The organism is Cupriavidus basilensis (assembly GCF_000832305.1).
GTDB classification, from domain to species: Bacteria; Pseudomonadota; Gammaproteobacteria; order Burkholderiales; family Burkholderiaceae; genus Cupriavidus; species Cupriavidus basilensis_F.
The window spans coordinates 4,088,279-4,102,873 of record NZ_CP010536.1 but is presented as its reverse complement, the minus strand read 5'-3'; the positions used below and the strand labels follow the sequence as shown (position 1 = coordinate 4,102,873).

Annotated in this window: 20 protein-coding genes; all 20 read left to right on the top strand. The window is 64.7% G+C overall.

The features are described from left to right. The first annotated feature begins 39 nt into the window (after positions 1–39). The 20 genes from RR42_RS18950 (at position 40) to tatB (ending at position 14,574) form a co-directional block, all read left to right on the top strand. Complete coding sequence (locus RR42_RS18950) at positions 40–663, top strand: MlaC/ttg2D family ABC transporter substrate-binding protein (RefSeq protein WP_043350246.1); 624 nt, start codon at positions 40–42, stop codon at positions 661–663. A 124-nt stretch (positions 664–787) separates the two neighbouring features. After that, positions 788–1,096 carry an STAS domain-containing protein gene (locus tag RR42_RS18945; RefSeq protein WP_043350242.1) on the top strand — a complete coding sequence of 103 codons (309 nt, stop codon included), beginning with the start codon at positions 788–790 and terminating at the stop codon, positions 1,094–1,096. Between the two features lie 247 nt (positions 1,097–1,343). Beyond that, a complete protein-coding gene (locus RR42_RS18940; RefSeq protein WP_006159648.1) occupies positions 1,344–2,297 on the top strand; it encodes an ABC transporter ATP-binding protein in 954 nt (317 codons plus the stop codon). Positions 2,298–2,353: 56 nt separating this feature from the next. Further along, on the top strand, positions 2,354–3,124 hold the full coding sequence (locus RR42_RS18935) for an ABC transporter permease (RefSeq protein WP_144409906.1): 771 nt from the start codon (positions 2,354–2,356) through the stop codon (positions 3,122–3,124). An 81-nt stretch (positions 3,125–3,205) separates the two neighbouring features. Beyond that, complete coding sequence (locus tag RR42_RS18930) at positions 3,206–3,463, top strand: BolA family protein (protein WP_043352389.1); 258 nt, start codon at positions 3,206–3,208, stop codon at positions 3,461–3,463. A 210-nt stretch (positions 3,464–3,673) separates the two neighbouring features. Further along, a complete protein-coding gene (gene murA, locus RR42_RS18925) occupies positions 3,674–4,924 on the top strand; it encodes a UDP-N-acetylglucosamine 1-carboxyvinyltransferase (protein ID WP_043350234.1) in 1,251 nt (416 codons plus the stop codon). 26 nt (positions 4,925–4,950) lie between these two features. Then, a complete protein-coding gene (gene hisG / locus RR42_RS18920; protein ID WP_043350231.1) occupies positions 4,951–5,613 on the top strand; it encodes an ATP phosphoribosyltransferase in 663 nt (220 codons plus the stop codon). 33 nt (positions 5,614–5,646) lie between these two features. Then, positions 5,647–6,984, top strand: coding sequence for a histidinol dehydrogenase (gene hisD, locus RR42_RS18915; RefSeq protein ID WP_043350227.1), 1,338 nt, complete (start codon positions 5,647–5,649; stop codon positions 6,982–6,984). An 88-nt stretch (positions 6,985–7,072) separates the two neighbouring features. Continuing rightward, positions 7,073–8,173 (top strand): histidinol-phosphate transaminase, encoded by a 1,101-nt coding sequence (gene hisC / locus RR42_RS18910; protein ID WP_043350225.1) that lies wholly within the window; start codon positions 7,073–7,075, stop codon positions 8,171–8,173. Positions 8,174–8,177: 4 nt separating this feature from the next. After that, a complete protein-coding gene (hisB, locus tag RR42_RS18905; protein WP_006159655.1) occupies positions 8,178–8,771 on the top strand; it encodes an imidazoleglycerol-phosphate dehydratase HisB in 594 nt (197 codons plus the stop codon). Between the two features lie 122 nt (positions 8,772–8,893). Then, complete coding sequence (locus RR42_RS18900) at positions 8,894–9,517, top strand: YchE family NAAT transporter (protein WP_043350221.1); 624 nt, start codon at positions 8,894–8,896, stop codon at positions 9,515–9,517. Then, a complete protein-coding gene (gene hisH / locus RR42_RS18895) occupies positions 9,514–10,167 on the top strand; it encodes an imidazole glycerol phosphate synthase subunit HisH (protein ID WP_043350218.1) in 654 nt (217 codons plus the stop codon). Before RR42_RS18900 ends, hisH begins: the two co-directional genes overlap by 4 nt. An 89-nt stretch (positions 10,168–10,256) precedes the next feature. Then, positions 10,257–11,003 (top strand): 1-(5-phosphoribosyl)-5-[(5-phosphoribosylamino)methylideneamino]imidazole-4-carboxamide isomerase, encoded by a 747-nt coding sequence (gene hisA / locus RR42_RS18890; protein WP_006159658.1) that lies wholly within the window; start codon positions 10,257–10,259, stop codon positions 11,001–11,003. Between the two features lie 78 nt (positions 11,004–11,081). Next, on the top strand, positions 11,082–11,852 hold the full coding sequence (gene hisF / locus RR42_RS18885) for an imidazole glycerol phosphate synthase subunit HisF (RefSeq protein WP_043350210.1): 771 nt from the start codon (positions 11,082–11,084) through the stop codon (positions 11,850–11,852). A 15-nt stretch (positions 11,853–11,867) separates the two neighbouring features. Further along, positions 11,868–12,275, top strand: a complete 408-nt coding sequence (gene hisI, locus RR42_RS18880; protein WP_043350207.1) for a phosphoribosyl-AMP cyclohydrolase — start codon at positions 11,868–11,870, stop codon at positions 12,273–12,275. Then, positions 12,272–12,652, top strand: coding sequence for a phosphoribosyl-ATP diphosphatase (locus RR42_RS18875; protein WP_043350203.1), 381 nt, complete (start codon positions 12,272–12,274; stop codon positions 12,650–12,652). The genes hisI and RR42_RS18875 overlap by 4 nt, the downstream gene beginning before the upstream one ends. A gap of 58 nt (positions 12,653–12,710) precedes the next feature. After that, positions 12,711–13,085 (top strand): DUF4870 family protein, encoded by a 375-nt coding sequence (locus RR42_RS18870; RefSeq protein ID WP_043350200.1) that lies wholly within the window; start codon positions 12,711–12,713, stop codon positions 13,083–13,085. Between the two features lie 71 nt (positions 13,086–13,156). Beyond that, positions 13,157–13,513 carry a histidine triad nucleotide-binding protein gene (locus tag RR42_RS18865; protein ID WP_043350199.1) on the top strand — a complete coding sequence of 119 codons (357 nt, stop codon included), beginning with the start codon at positions 13,157–13,159 and terminating at the stop codon, positions 13,511–13,513. A 163-nt stretch (positions 13,514–13,676) separates the two neighbouring features. Beyond that, positions 13,677–13,913 carry a Sec-independent protein translocase subunit TatA gene (gene tatA / locus RR42_RS18860; protein ID WP_043350196.1) on the top strand — a complete coding sequence of 79 codons (237 nt, stop codon included), beginning with the start codon at positions 13,677–13,679 and terminating at the stop codon, positions 13,911–13,913. Between the two features lie 151 nt (positions 13,914–14,064). Further along, entirely contained in the window at positions 14,065–14,574 is a 510-nt protein-coding gene (tatB, locus tag RR42_RS18855; protein WP_043350193.1) for a Sec-independent protein translocase protein TatB, read from the top strand. Positions 14,575–14,595 lie beyond the last annotated feature (21 nt).

The following is a 14,595-nucleotide window of genomic DNA, read 5'->3' as shown; positions in this document are numbered from 1 at the left end:
CTCGGTGTCCCTGCGTTATCGAATTGATAAGGACGAAATATGCTGAAGCGACTGTTGCTGCCTTTTCTTACCGTGGTTGCCTTTTCCGGCGCCGCCCACGCCCAATCGCAGGATGCCAGCACGCCCGACGGGCTGGTCAAGGCCGTGGTCAGCGACGTGATGACTTCGGTCAAGGCGGACAAGGACATGCAGGCCGGGAACATCGGCAAGATCTCGGCGCTGGTTGAGCAGAAGATCCTGCCCAACGCGAATTTCCAGAAAACCACGCAGATCGCCATGGGCCGCAACTGGTCCAAGGCCACGCCCGAGCAGCAAAAGCAGATCACCGACGAATTCAAGACCCTGCTGATCCGCACCTATTCGGGCGCCATCGCGCAGATCCGCGACCAGAGCGTGCAGTTCCGCCCGTATCGTGGCAGCCCGGACGATACCGACGCCACCATTCGCACCCAGGTCATCAACAAGGGCGAGCCGATCCAGCTCGACTACCGCCTTGAGAAGACCGCGCAGGGCTGGAAGGTCTATGACATCAACGTGCTGGGCGCCTGGCTGACCGAGGCCTACAAGGGCAGCTTCAACACCATCGTGGGCCAGCAGGGCGTGGACGGCGTGATCAAGACGCTGCAGGACCGCAACCGCCAGCTCGCCAACGCCAAGAACTGAGCTTGCTGGCCTGCCTGAGCGGCAGGCTGCGGCGCAGCATGGCTTGCCGAAGTGTTCTACAATGAGCGCTCCCGCCCCTGCGGGAGTGCTTTTTCCCAGACCCGCATCCCCGGACCGCTGCCAGATGCTTTCGCTCGACACCTCGCTGACCAACCGCAACGCCGCCGCCGTGCTGCGTGACGGGCTGGCACGCTTGGCCCAGGGCGAAGCCCAGGTGGACTGCAGCAAACTGGCCCAGGTCGACTCCGCCGCCGTCGCCGTGCTGCTGGCTTGGCAGCGCGATGCAGCCAGCCGAGGCCAGTCGCTCGCGTTCGTTGGCGTACCGGCTCAGCTGGCTGAGCTGGCCGCGTTGTACGGCGTCGATTCCCTGCTGCAACTCGGCGCCCAGGCGGGCGCGCGGGGCGCGCAAGTCACTGTTTCCCACCGACATTGAACCGGCATCCGTGGCAAGCTGCTGATCTGCGCTTGCTACCGCGATGCCCGGGCGATGGCTCACGCCACGCCTCGTGCTCAAAGCGGGACTGCTCCCGCATCCCCTATAATTCCGGGTTGTTCGACCGTTCCGGCATATAAGGCTCGGGCAAGACACGGTCGAAGCACCCAGGCGGTCTCCGCCATTTCAAGGAGGCCGGCGCGCGAGCCCACAAGAGCCCGACGCGCCTGCCAAACAGTATCCGGCCATGAAAGCCATCGAACTCAAAGACGTTCGCAAGCGCTACCGCAACCTGCAAGCGCTCAAGGGCGTCAGCTTCACCGTCGAGCGGGGCGAATTCTTCGGCCTGCTCGGCCCCAACGGTGCAGGCAAGACCACGCTGATCTCCATCCTGGCGGGCCTGAACCGTGCCGATTCCGGCAGCGTCAGCGTGCTCGGCCACGACGTGGTGTCCGATTACCGGCTGGCGCGGCGTATGCTGGGCGTGGTGCCGCAGGAACTGGTCTTCGATCCCTTTTTCACGGTGCGCGAGACGTTGCGCCTGCAGTCCGGCTACTTCGGCCTGACCCGCAACGACGACTGGATCGACGAGATCATGGCCAACCTCGATCTCACCAACAAAGCCGACGCCAACATGCGCCAGCTCTCCGGCGGCATGAAGCGCCGCGTGCTGGTGGCCCAGGCGCTGGTGCACCGGCCGCCGGTCATCGTGCTCGACGAGCCCACCGCCGGGGTTGACGTGGAACTGCGCCAAACGCTGTGGAAGTTCATCTCGCGCCTGAATCGCGAAGGCCACACCATCATCCTGACCACGCACTACCTGGAAGAGGCCGAGGCGCTGTGTGACCGCATCGCCATGCTCAAGTTCGGCGAGGTGGTGGCGCTGGACCGCACCAGCAACCTGCTGAGCCAGTTCGCCGGGCTGCAGCTGGCGCTGACATTTTCCCGTGGTGCCTTGCCGGCCGCGCTTGAGCCGCTGCGCATGCCCTCCTCCAACCCGGGCGAACGCGCGGTGCGGCTGCGGCTGTCGGGCTACCCGGCCGTGGAGCCGATTCTGGCCGCCTGCCGCGAGGCCGGCTGCGAGATCGAAGACATGGAAATCAACAAGGCAGACCTGGAGGACGTGTTCGTGCAGATCATGCGGCGCGAAGGCCATATGCCGGGCGCGTTGCCGGATACGGCGGTGGAGGCTGCAGCATGAAGATGCCAACCGAATTCGACGGCACGCAGGACGCCATCAACACCCACCTTGCGCCGATGGCGGTGGGGGGGCTGGTAGGCTTTCGCACGCTGCTCTACAAGGAAGTCCTGCGTTTCTGGAAGGTCAGCTTCCAGACCGTGGCGGCGCCGGTGCTCACCGCGATCCTGTACCTGCTGATCTTCGGCCATGTGCTGGAGAACCGGGTGAAGGTCTACGACCAGATCAGTTATACGGCCTTCCTGGTGCCCGGGCTGGTGATGATGAGCGTGCTGCAGAACGCCTTTGCCAACAGTTCGTCGTCGCTGATCCAGTCCAAAATTACCGGCAACCTGGTGTTCATCATGCTGCCGCCGCTGTCGCATTGGGAAATGTTCGGCGCCTATGTGGTGGCATCCATCGTGCGCGGCCTGGCCGTGGGACTGGGCGTGCTGCTGGTGACGGCCTGGTTCGCCAACCTGCATTTCGCCAATATCGCCTGGATCCTAGTGTTTGCCGTGCTCGGCGCGGCGATCCTTGGCACGCTGGGGCTGATCGCCGGGATCTGGGCTGAGAAATTCGACCAGCTCGCGGCCTTCCAGAACTTCCTGATCATGCCGGCCACTTTCTTGTCCGGTGTGTTTTATTCGATCCACTCGCTGCCTGCCTTCTGGCAGGCGGTGTCGCACGCCAATCCGTTCTTCTACATGATCGACGGTTTCCGCTATGGCTTCTTTGGCGTCTCCGACGTGGCGCCGGGCTTCAGCCTCGCAGTCGTGGGTACGGCTTTCGTGGTGCTTGCCACGGTCGCGCTGCAGCTGCTCAAGAGCGGCTACAAGCTGCGCCACTGAACGCTACCTACAAGAGCAGAACGCCAAGAGCCCGTGTATCCAGATCCGGAACCGCAAGCGAATCAACGCGAAAAGACCATTATGCTGCCTACACCCCAACAAGTCAGTGACTACATCGCCCAAGGGCTGTCCTGCGAACACCTGGAAGTGGAGGGCGACGGCCAGCACTTCTTTGCCACCATCGTCAGCGCCCAGTTTGACGGCAAGCGCCTGATCCAGCGGCACCAGCAGGTCTATGCTGCGCTGGGCGACCGCATGCGCGCCGAGATCCACGCACTGTCGATGAAGACGCTGACGCCGGCCGAATGGCAGGCGCAGGCGGGCGAGGGAAAGCAGTAAGCTAAGCGCCGGAACAAGGCGGACTCGAACGAACGAATACGGACCAACAAGCTGGCCGCCCGACAGGCCGGACATGACAATCAGGGGCCGCGCCGCGCGCGCGGCGGCCCACGGGTATCAGATGCTGCGGCGGCGCGCCTTGACGCACCGCTACGGACCGTAATGAAACATGCCGGACGCCAGCGGGCGGCCGGCCGGAATTGAAAGAACATGGACAAACTCGAGATCCAGGGCAATGGCCCGCTGCGAGGCGAGATCCGCGTATCCGGCGCCAAGAACGCCGCGCTGCCGATCCTGTGCGCGGGACTGCTTAGCGCCGACACCATCTCGCTCGACAACGTTCCCAGGCTGCAGGACGTAGGTACCACGCTCAAGCTGCTGCGCCAGATGGGCATGAAGGCCGAGCAGGACGGCACGCACGTGACGCTCAACGGCGCCGGCGTCGACTTGCCCGAGGCTCCCTACGAGCTGGTCAAGACCATGCGCGCGTCAATCCTGGTGCTGGGCCCGCTGGTGGCGCGATTTGGCCAAGCGCGCGTGTCGCTGCCCGGCGGCTGCGCCATTGGCGCGCGCCCGGTCGACCAGCACATCAAGGGCCTGCAGGCCATGGGCGCCGAGATCAGCATCGAGCACGGCTTTATCCATGCTCGCGCCAAGCGCCTGAAGGGCGCGCGTGTGGTGACCGACATGATCACCGTGACCGGCACCGAGAACCTGCTGATGGCCGCCACGCTGGCCGACGGCGAGACCGTGCTCGAGAACGCCGCGCGTGAGCCCGAAGTGACCGACCTGGCCAACCTGCTGGTCAAAATGGGGGCCCGTATCGAGGGCATCGGCACCGACCGCCTGGTGATCCAGGGCGTGGATCGCCTGCATGGCGCCAGCCACGCTGTGATTGCCGACCGTATCGAGGCTGGCACCTTCCTGTGCGCGGCCGCGGCGACGCTTGGCGATGTGGTGCTGCGCGGCGTGTCGCCGCACATTTTGGACACGGTGCTCGACAAGCTGCGCGAAGCCGGCGCCGCCATCGAGGCCGGCGAAGACTGGATCCGCCTGAAGATGGCCCAGCGCCCACAGTCGGTGAGCTTCCGTACCTCCGAATACCCGGCCTTCCCGACCGACATGCAGGCGCAGTTCATGGCGCTGAACAGCGTGGCCGGCGGCGTGGCCCGCATTACCGAAACCATCTTCGAGAACCGCTTCATGCATGTGCAGGAGCTGAGCCGGCTGGGCGCCGACATCGCGGTCGAAGGCAATACCGCGGTGGTCACCGGCGTGCCCCGGCTGTCGGGCGCCAAGGTGATGGCGACCGACCTGCGCGCCTCCGCCAGCCTGGTGATCGCCGGCCTGGTGGCCGAGGGCGAGACCGTGATCGACCGCATCTATCACCTTGACCGTGGCTATGACCGCATGGAAGACAAGCTGTCGGCCGTGGGCGCCAAGATCCGCCGCATCGCCTGAGCGCACGAAAAGATAAAAGGACGCAGATGAGCCCCTCCCCGACCCAGTTGACGCTGGCCCTCTCCAAGGGCCGGATCTTCTCCGAAACCATGCCGCTGCTCGAGGCGGCCGGCATCCATGTCACCGAGGATCCGGAAACCTCGCGCAAGCTGATCCTGCCCACCTCCGATCCGGACGTGCGCGTCATTATCGTGCGCGCCTCCGATGTGCCGACCTACGTGCAATACGGCGCGGCCGACTTCGGCGTGGCCGGCAAGGACGTGCTGATGGAACACGGCATGGCCGGGCTCTACGCACCGATCGACCTGAATATCGCCAAGTGCCGCATGTCGGTTGCAACCTCGGCCGGCTTCGACTACGCCAGTGCGGTGCGCCAGGGCGCGCGGCTGGCCGTGGCCACCAAATATGTGCAGACCGCGCGCGAGCACTTCGCCAAGAAGGGCGTGCACGTAGACCTGATCAAGCTGTACGGCTCGATGGAACTCGGGCCGCTGGTGGGACTGGCCGACGCCATCGTCGATCTGGTCAGCACCGGCGGGACCCTGCGCGCCAACAACCTGGTCGAAGTGGAAGAGATCGTACAGATATCGTCGCGCCTGGTGGTCAACCAGGCTGCCCTCAAACTTAAGCGTGAGCGGCTTGCCCCGATTCTCGACGCGTTTGAACGGGCCTCCGCCGCGCTGGCCTGACGCCGCGCGAGAGAGAGCCTGGGGAATGGAGTCATGAACGAAAATTCTATGGAAAACCTCGCAATCCGCCGGCTGGATTCAACCGAGCAGGGCTTTGCCGCCGAGTTGCGCAAGGTACTGGCGTTCGAAGCCGGTGAAGACGATGCCATCGATCGCGCCGTGGCGCAGATCCTTGCCGATGTGAAGGCGCGCGGCGACGCCGCGGTGCTGGAGTACACGCAGCGCTTCGATCGCGTGGAAGCCAGCTCCATGGCCGCGCTGGAGATCTCGCCGGCCAAGCTCGAAGCCGCGCTCGAGGAGCTCGAGCCCAAGCGCCGCGCCGCGCTGGAAACCGCGGCGGCGCGCGTGCGCGCCTACCACGAGAAGCAGAAGATCGAGTGCGGCAGCCACAGCTGGGAATACACCGAGTCCGACGGCACCGTGCTGGGACAAAAGGTGACCCCGCTGGACCGCGTCGGCATCTATGTGCCGGGAGGCAAGGCCGCGTATCCGTCGTCGGTGCTGATGAACGCCATCCCGGCACGCGTGGCCGGCGTCAAGGAAGTCATCATGGTCGTGCCCACGCCGGGCGGTGTGCGCAACGAGCTGGTGCTGGCCGCGGCGCAGATCGCCGGCGTGGATCGCGTGTTTACCATCGGTGGCGCGCAGGCGGTTGGCGCGCTGGCTTACGGTACGGGCTCGCTGCCCCAGGTCGACAAGATCGTCGGTCCGGGCAACGCCTACGTGGCGGCGGCCAAGCGCCGCGTGTTCGGCACCGTCGGCATCGACATGATCGCCGGCCCGTCCGAGATCCTGGTGATCTGCGACGGCACCACCGATCCGGACTGGGTGGCGATGGACCTGTTCTCGCAGGCCGAGCACGATGAGCTCGCGCAGTCCATCCTGCTGTGCCCGGACTCGAACTACCTGGCCCAGGTGGAAGAAAGCATCCACCGCCAGCTTGACTCCATGCCGCGCCGCGACGTCATCCGTGCGTCGCTGTCCGGGCGCGGCGCGCTGATCCGGGTCCGCGACATGGACGAGGCCTGCGAGATCGCCAACGCGATCGCGCCGGAGCACCTGGAGATTTCCGCCGAGAACCCGCGCCACTGGGCCGAGAAGATCCGCCACGCCGGCGCCATCTTCCTGGGCCGCTATACGAGCGAGTCGCTGGGCGACTATTGTGCGGGGCCCAACCACGTGCTGCCGACCTCGCGCACCGCGCGTTTCTCGTCGCCGCTGGGCGTGTACGACTTCCAGAAGCGCTCCAGCCTGATCGAAGTGAGCGAGCAGGGCGCCCAGATGCTGGGCCAGATCGCTGCCGAGCTGGCCTATGGCGAGGGCTTGCAGGCCCACGCCCGCAGCGCCGAGTATCGCCTCAGGCGTAACTGAGGCACAGCGGCCGGGTTCCGGTTTTTTTCGGCGCCCGGCCGGATTGCAGCAATCAGCACCGACAACCACCGACCAAAGAGGTAATCCAATGTCCGTAGTGCAGCCTTCCCTGATCGAACGCATCATCCGTGACGACGTACGCGCCATGGGCGCCTACCATGTGCCGGATTCGCACGGTCTGGTGAAGCTGGACGCGATGGAGAATCCCTACCAGCTGCCCGACGCGCTGCGCGCAAAGCTGGCCGCGCGGCTGGCCGAGGTGGCGCTGAACCGCTATCCGGTGCCGAGCAGCGAAGTGCTGCGCGCGCGCCTGAAGACCGTCATGGACGTGCCCGCGGGCATGGACGTGCTGCTGGGCAACGGCTCGGACGAGATCATCAGCATGTTGTCGCTGGCCGCCGCCAAGCCGGGCGCCAAGGTGCTGGCACCGGTGCCGGGCTTCGTCATGTATGCCATGTCCGCCCAGTTTGCCGGGCTGGAGTTCGTCGGCGTGCCGCTCAAGGCGGATTTCACGCTCGACCGGGCTGCCATGCTCGCGGCCATGGCCGAGCACCAGCCCGCCATCATTTACCTGGCCTACCCCAACAATCCCACCGGCAACCTGTTCGATGCGGATGACATGGAGGCCATCGTGCGCGCCGCCCAGGGCGAGACCTGCCAGAGCCTGGTGGTGGTCGACGAGGCCTACCAGCCATTCGCCCAGGACACCTGGATGCCGCGCCTGGCCGAGTTCGGCAACCTGCTGGTCATGCGCACCGTATCCAAGCTGGGCCTGGCCGGCATCCGGCTGGGTTACCTGGCCGGCGCGCCGGCTTGGCTCTCGCAGATCGACAAGGTGCGCCCGCCGTACAACGTCAATGTGCTGACCGAGGCCACCGCGCTGTTCGTGCTGGAGCATGTCGACGTGCTGGACCAGCAGGCTGCGCAACTGCGCGCCGAGCGCGCCACCGTGGCCAGCGCGCTGGCCGCCTTGCCGGGCGTGACGGTCTACCCGAGCGCCGCCAATTTCCTGCTGGTGCGCGTCGACGATTCCGCCCGTGTGTTCGACGGGGTGCTCGCGCGCAAGGTTTTGATCAAGAACGTGGGTAAAATGCACCCATTGCTGGCCAACTGTCTGCGCGTCACGGTCAGCACTCCCGAAGAGAACGCGCAATTTCTCGTTGCCTTTCAGGCGGCGTTGCAGGATTAACACCATGCGTGTTGCAGAGGTCACCCGCAATACTTCGGAAACGCAAATTCGCGTTTCGCTGAATCTCGATGGCACCGGCCGCCAGAAACTGGCGTCGGGCGTGCCGTTCCTCGACCACATGCTGGACCAGATCGCCCGCCATGGCATGTTCGACCTCGAGGTCGAAGCCAGCGGCGACACCCATATCGATGACCACCACACGGTGGAAGACGTCGGCATCGCGCTCGGCCAGGCCGTTGCCAAGGCCATTGGCGACAAGAAGGGCATCACCCGCTACGGCCACAGCTATGTGCCGCTGGACGAATGCCTGTCGCGCGTGGTGATCGACTTCTCCGGCCGCCCGGGCCTGGAGTTCCACGTGCCGTTTACCCGTGCGCGGGTGGGCAGCTTCGACGTGGACCTGACCATCGAGTTCTTCCGCGGGTTCGTCAACCACGCCGCGGTGACGCTGCATATCGACAACCTGCGCGGCATCAATGCCCACCATCAATGCGAAACCGTGTTCAAGGCCTTCGGCCGCGCGCTGCGCATGGCGGTGGAAATGGATCCGCGCGCCGGCAACACGATTCCGTCGACCAAGGGCACCCTCGTCGGCTGAGCCTTAACGGCGTCCACCAGCCTCGCTTGGCGGCGCATTCTGCGCCGCCGGCGGCAAATTTCCGATCAATGTGGTGCCGATGCGGCACCAACGCGGCATTAGCGCGACATTAGCCCAACCCGATGGATACGCTTAAGTCGTTCATCTCGCTGCTGGCGCTGATCAACCCGATCGGGGCCATCCCTTTCTTCATCAGCCTGACTACCCAGCAGACCGAGGAAGAAAAGCGGCATACCATCAAGATCGCGTCGATCTCGGTGGCGACGGTAGTGGGCATTTCCGCCTTGCTGGGCCAGCAGATCATTGAGTTCTTCAATATCTCGGTGGCCTCGCTCCAGGTGGGCGGTGGCCTCATCATGATCATGATGGCGATGAACATGCTGAACGCCCAGACCAGCCGCACCAAGGCGACGCCCGAGGAAGAGGACGAGGCGGAAGCCAAGGCCAGCATCGCGGTGGTGCCGCTGGCGCTGCCTTTACTGACCGGGCCTGGCTCGATCAGCACGGTAATCGTCTATGCCGGCAAGACCCAGCACTGGTACCAGTTGCTGATTCTGGTTGGAATTGGGATCGCGCTTGGCGCGGTGGTATATATAGTATTCCGCGCCGCGGACCCGATCGCGCGCGTGATCGGCCGCACTGGCATCAATATCGGCACGCGCCTGATGGGGCTGATCCTGTCGGCGCTGGCCGTGGAATTCATTGTGGACGGGCTTAAGACATTGTTGCCTGTTTTGAAATCATGACTACCATAGCAATTGTGGATTACGGCATGGGCAACCTGCGCTCGGTGGCGCAGGCCCTGCGTGCGGCGGCGCCCGAGGCGGACGTGCAGGTGGTGGACCAGCCCGAGGCGATCCGCGCGGCGGACCGCGTGGTGCTGCCCGGCCAAGGGGCGATGCCCGACTGCATGGGCGCGCTGGGCGCGTCCGGCTTGCAGCAGGCGGTGATCGAGGCCGCCGCCAGCAAGCCGATGCTGGGTGTGTGCGTTGGCGAACAGATGCTGTTCGACTTCAGCAAGGAAAGCAGGACGCAGGACGGCAGCACGCCTTGCCTGGGGCTGTTGCCCGGCGAGGTGATCCGCTTCGAGCTGGAAGGCATGACCCAGCCGGACGGCTCACGCTACAAGGTGCCGCAGATGGGCTGGAACCGGGTGCGGCAAGTGCGCTCCCATCCGCTGTGGGCTGGCATCCCCGATGAAAGCTGGTTCTATTTCGTGCATAGTTACTACGTGCATGCGCAGGATCCGGCGCATATCGCCGGCGAAACCGACTACGGTGTCTTATTTACGAGCGCGGTAGCGCGCGATAATATTTTTGCCACGCAGTTCCACCCGGAAAAGAGTGCCGCCATGGGCTTGCGGCTGTACCGGAACTTCGTGCATTGGAATCCCTGAACCTCGATAGCGGCTTTTTCGGGACCGAGTTGGCCGGCCACGGTGGCTAGCTCAATTTTCTCTTTCACTCAATCACGCTCGTCACACTTATGTTGCTCATTCCGGCCATCGACCTGAAGGACGGTCAATGTGTACGCCTTAAACAAGGCGACATGGACCAGGCCACCGTCTTTTCCGAAGATCCCGCCGCCATGGCACGTCACTGGGTGGAGCAGGGCGCACGGCGCCTGCACCTGGTCGACCTCAATGGTGCGTTCGTGGGCAAGCCCCGCAATGAAGCTGCCATCAAGGCCATCATCGCCGAGGTGGGCGATGAGATCCCGATCCAGCTCGGCGGCGGCATCCGCGACCTGAACACCATCGAGCGCTGGCTCGACGGTGGCCTGTCGTACGTGATCATCGGCACGGCCGCGGTCAAGAATCCCGGGTTCCTCAAGGATGCCTGCACGGCGTTCGGCGGCCATATCATCGTCGGCCTGGATGCCCGCGAAGGCAAGGTTGCCACCGACGGCTGGAGCAAGCTGACCGGCCACGAAGTCGCGGACCTCGCGCGCAAGTACGAGGACTACGGCGTAGAGGCCATCATCTACACCGACATCGGCCGCGACGGCATGCTGCAGGGCATCAATATCGATGCCACCGTCAAGCTGGCGCAGTCGGCGACGATTCCGGTGATCGCCAGCGGCGGGCTGTCCAACCTGGCCGATATCGAACGCCTGTGCAGCGTGCAAAAGGATGGCGTCGAAGGCGTCATCTGCGGCCGCGCGATCTATTCGGGCGACCTCAATTTCGCCGAAGCCCAGGCGCTTGCCGACAAGCTCGGCGCCGAGCAGTAAGACAACGCGCCTCGCGCGCGACAATTGCAGCCACCGGCGCCGCGCATGTGCGCAGCGCCGTGGCGGGCAAGGAATCTCATGCTAGCCAAACGTATCATCCCCTGCCTCGACGTGACCAACGGGCGGGTGGTCAAGGGTGTCAACTTCGTCGAATTGCGCGACGCGGGCGACCCGGTCGAGATCGCCCGCCGTTACGACGAGCAGGGTGCCGATGAAATCACTTTTCTTGATATCACCGCGACCAGCGACGGCCGCGACCTGATTCTGCACATCATCGAGGCGGTGGCCTCCCAGGTCTTTATCCCGCTGACGGTAGGTGGCGGCGTGCGGGCCGTGGAAGACGTGCGGCGCCTGCTTAATGCCGGCGCGGACAAGATCAGCGTCAACTCTTCGGCCATCGCCAACCCGCAACTGGTGTCGGACGCCACCGCGCGCTACGGGTCGCAGTGCATCGTGGTTGCGATCGACGCCAAGCGCAGCTCCGCGCCCGGCGAGCCGGCACGCTGGGAAGTCTTCACCCACGGCGGGCGCAAGGCCACCGGCCTGGACGCCGTGGCCTGGGCGCGCGAGATGGCCGCGCGCGGCGCCGGCGAGCTGCTGCTCACCAGCATGGATCGCGACGGCACCAAGAGCGGCTTCGATCTCGAGCTCACACGGGCTGTCAGCGACGCGGTGTCCGTGCCGGTGATTGCCTCGGGTGGCGTGGGCAGCCTGAAGGACCTGGCCGACGGCATCAAGCTGGGGCACGCCGACGCGGTGCTGGCCGCCAGCATCTTCCACTACGGCGAGCACACCGTTGGCGAAGCAAAGGCATTCATGGCCCGCGAGGGCATTCCGGTGCGAATCTGAACACGGCGAACCGACATGGCAAAGAAGTGGCTCAACAAGGTTAAGTGGGACGACAACGGCCTGGTGCCTGTGATCGTCCAGGAAGTCGGCTCGAACGACGTGCTGATGTTCGCGTTCATGAACCGCGAAGCGCTGCAGCGCACCGCGGAGATCGGCGAGGCCGTGTTCTGGTCGCGCTCGCGCAAGCGCCTGTGGCATAAGGGCGAGGAATCCGGCCACGTGCAGAAGGTGCACGAGATGCGCCTGGATTGCGACGAAGACGTGGTCCTGCTCAAGGTCACCCAGAACGACGGCATCGCCTGCCACACCGGGCGCCACTCCTGCTTCTTCCAGAAGTTCGAGGGTGACGCCGAGAGCGGCGACTGGCAGACCGTCGAGCCCGTGCTCAAGGATCCGTCCACCATCTACGCGGCCAAGCCATGAGCGAACAACACTTGAGCAGCACGGACGTGCTGGCCCGCCTGGCCGCCGTGCTGGAGTCGCGCAAGCCGGAGAACGGCGGCGACCCGGATAAGTCTTACGTGGCACGCCTGTTCCACAAGGGTGACGATGCCATCCTGAAGAAGATCGGCGAGGAAGCCACCGAGACCGTGATGGCCGCCAAGGATGCTCGCGCGGCGGGCCTGGGTCCGGAAGCGGTCGGCAAGGTGGTGTACGAGGTGGCCGATCTCTGGTTCCACAGCATGGTGCTGCTCGCCCGTTTCGGCCTGAAGCCGGCCGACGTGGTCAACGAACTGGCGCGCCGCGAAGGCCTGTCCGGCCTCGAGGAAAAAGCCCAGCGCAAGGCTGACGGCGGTTGAATTACCGCGCCGGCCAGTCGGTACCCGCAGCTACGAGCCGCTTTGAGGAGCAACGACGATGGGGGATGTGATCACCGCTGACAACGACCGGCTCGCCAGCCTGCGCAAGCTGACGCACATTCTTTATGCTCTGTACGCCATTTTTTGGCTGACCGGCGGCATCACCGCGCTCATCGCCATCGTGGTGGGGTACGTCAAGCGCGACGACACGCGGGGCACCCTCTATGCTTCTCACTTTGCCTGGCAGATCCGGTCCTTCTGGTGGTCGGTGGCGTGGGCCATTCTGGGCGGCGCGTTGTTTGCCACGGTGTTCCTGATACCGCTGGCCTTTGCGGCATGGGGCGTGCTGTCCCTGTGGATGTTGTATCGTATCGTCAAGGGCTGGCTCTACCTGAACGATGGCAAGCCGATGTACCCGGATCAGCGTTTCTGATGCTTCTGACGGGAACCCGACGGGTTCACGGCGAAATCGCAGCCTGATTTGCTGCGCGCAATGAAATTTTCATGAATTCACCGCACAATTGCCTCTTCTGCCGGATCGTGGCCGGCCAGCTGCCGTCGCGCAAGGTGTATGAAGACGACGAAATGCTGGCTTTCCATGATATCCACCCGAAAGCCCCGGTACACTTCCTGCTCATTCCCAAGGTGCATGTCGATTCGCTGGCCGATTGCGGACCCGGCGAAGGCGCGGTGCTTGCTAAAATGATGTTGAAAGTGCCGGAGTTGGCGCGCGCGGCAGGCTGTGGCAATGGTTTCCGGACGGTGATCAATACCGGCCCGGATGGCGGACAGGAGGTGTACCACCTCCATCTGCACGTGCTTGGTGGCCCGCGCGGCCAGTGGAAGGTGCCGCTGCCTTAAAACTGGCTTCAAGCCAGCCTGGCAGCCAGCCCATGCAGGACCGCGGGCCGCGTGGCCTTCGGTCAGATGCCGTGCCGGCAACCGTCGCCCGGCATGGCCTTCAGTGACGGAACAACAAGCCGGGGTGGCAAGGCGCCGCCCCAGGCTTCATCAGGAGCAGAAAATGGGTTCGTTTAGCATTTGGCACTGGCTCATCGTGCTGGTGATCGTCATGCTGGTCTTTGGCACCAAGAAGCTGCGCAATATCGGCCAAGACCTCGGTGGCGCCGTGAAGGGCTTCAAGGACGGCATGAAGGATGCCAACGGGAACCCCGCTGACGCGCCGGACGCGCCCGCCAAGGAACTGCGCGACACCACCACCATCGACGTCGAAGCCAAGGAAAAGTCGCGCCAGCAGTAAGCGCGATCCCACCCTTGTCAGCACGCCCGATGTCCTTCCTCCTGGCAGCAATGCCTTGCCGGCCATGCTCGCTTTGCCACGCTTGCCTGCGTGGCGATCTGCGCGCTGGCCGGGGCGGCCGTTGTTACGGCCTCATCCTTTCGAACCTCGCATGATCGATCTCGGCATTTCCAAGCTTGCACTGATCGGCGCGGTGGCGCTGGTGGTGATCGGTCCAGAGCGGCTGCCGAAGGTGGCGCGCACGGTCGGCGCACTGGTCGGCCGCGCGCAGCGCTATATCAATGATGTGAAGGCAGAAGTCAGCCGCGAGGTCGAACTCGACGAACTGCGCAAGATGCGCACGGAGTTCGAGGACGCCGCGCGCGATGTCGAGCGCACCATCCACAAGGAAGTGCACGAGCACGGCCAGGCCCTGAGCGATGCGCTGACCGGCACCGATTCCAGCACGCAGGCAGGTGCAAGCCCGGCCGGCGGCTATGTGCCTTCCTGGGACACGGCGCACAAGCCTCACAACGGCCGCAAGAGCTGGCGCGTCAAGCAGGGCGCGCAACCCCTGTGGTACAAGCGCCAGCACAATGTACGCGTGTGGGCGCAATCCGGCGCCGCGCGCGTCAAGCGCCACCGTCCCGCCACCGGTCCCGCTCGCTCTTTCTTCGAGTGAGCATGAAGGGGCTTGTCCACA

What these genes read in the sequence shown, in the direction of transcription:
- RR42_RS18950 (WP_043350246.1), top strand. Translation starts at nt 40, where the DNA reads ATGCTGAAGCGACTGTTGCTGCCTTTTCTTACCGTGGTTGCCTTTTCC.
- RR42_RS18945 (WP_043350242.1), top strand. Translation starts at nt 788, where the DNA reads ATGCTTTCGCTCGACACCTCGCTGACCAACCGCAACGCCGCCGCCGTG.
- RR42_RS18940 (WP_006159648.1), top strand. Translation starts at nt 1,344, where the DNA reads ATGAAAGCCATCGAACTCAAAGACGTTCGCAAGCGCTACCGCAACCTG.
- RR42_RS18935 (WP_144409906.1), top strand. Translation starts at nt 2,354, where the DNA reads ATGGCGGTGGGGGGGCTGGTAGGCTTTCGCACGCTGCTCTACAAGGAA.
- RR42_RS18930 (WP_043352389.1), top strand. Translation starts at nt 3,206, where the DNA reads ATGCTGCCTACACCCCAACAAGTCAGTGACTACATCGCCCAAGGGCTG.
- murA (WP_043350234.1), top strand. Translation starts at nt 3,674, where the DNA reads ATGGACAAACTCGAGATCCAGGGCAATGGCCCGCTGCGAGGCGAGATC.
- hisG (WP_043350231.1), top strand. Translation starts at nt 4,951, where the DNA reads ATGAGCCCCTCCCCGACCCAGTTGACGCTGGCCCTCTCCAAGGGCCGG.
- hisD (WP_043350227.1), top strand. Translation starts at nt 5,647, where the DNA reads ATGAACGAAAATTCTATGGAAAACCTCGCAATCCGCCGGCTGGATTCA.
- hisC (WP_043350225.1), top strand. Translation starts at nt 7,073, where the DNA reads ATGTCCGTAGTGCAGCCTTCCCTGATCGAACGCATCATCCGTGACGAC.
- hisB (WP_006159655.1), top strand. Translation starts at nt 8,178, where the DNA reads ATGCGTGTTGCAGAGGTCACCCGCAATACTTCGGAAACGCAAATTCGC.
- RR42_RS18900 (WP_043350221.1), top strand. Translation starts at nt 8,894, where the DNA reads ATGGATACGCTTAAGTCGTTCATCTCGCTGCTGGCGCTGATCAACCCG.
- hisH (WP_043350218.1), top strand. Translation starts at nt 9,514, where the DNA reads ATGACTACCATAGCAATTGTGGATTACGGCATGGGCAACCTGCGCTCG.
- hisA (WP_006159658.1), top strand. Translation starts at nt 10,257, where the DNA reads ATGTTGCTCATTCCGGCCATCGACCTGAAGGACGGTCAATGTGTACGC.
- hisF (WP_043350210.1), top strand. Translation starts at nt 11,082, where the DNA reads ATGCTAGCCAAACGTATCATCCCCTGCCTCGACGTGACCAACGGGCGG.
- hisI (WP_043350207.1), top strand. Translation starts at nt 11,868, where the DNA reads ATGGCAAAGAAGTGGCTCAACAAGGTTAAGTGGGACGACAACGGCCTG.
- RR42_RS18875 (WP_043350203.1), top strand. Translation starts at nt 12,272, where the DNA reads ATGAGCGAACAACACTTGAGCAGCACGGACGTGCTGGCCCGCCTGGCC.
- RR42_RS18870 (WP_043350200.1), top strand. Translation starts at nt 12,711, where the DNA reads ATGGGGGATGTGATCACCGCTGACAACGACCGGCTCGCCAGCCTGCGC.
- RR42_RS18865 (WP_043350199.1), top strand. Translation starts at nt 13,157, where the DNA reads ATGAATTCACCGCACAATTGCCTCTTCTGCCGGATCGTGGCCGGCCAG.
- tatA (WP_043350196.1), top strand. Translation starts at nt 13,677, where the DNA reads ATGGGTTCGTTTAGCATTTGGCACTGGCTCATCGTGCTGGTGATCGTC.
- tatB (WP_043350193.1), top strand. Translation starts at nt 14,065, where the DNA reads ATGATCGATCTCGGCATTTCCAAGCTTGCACTGATCGGCGCGGTGGCG.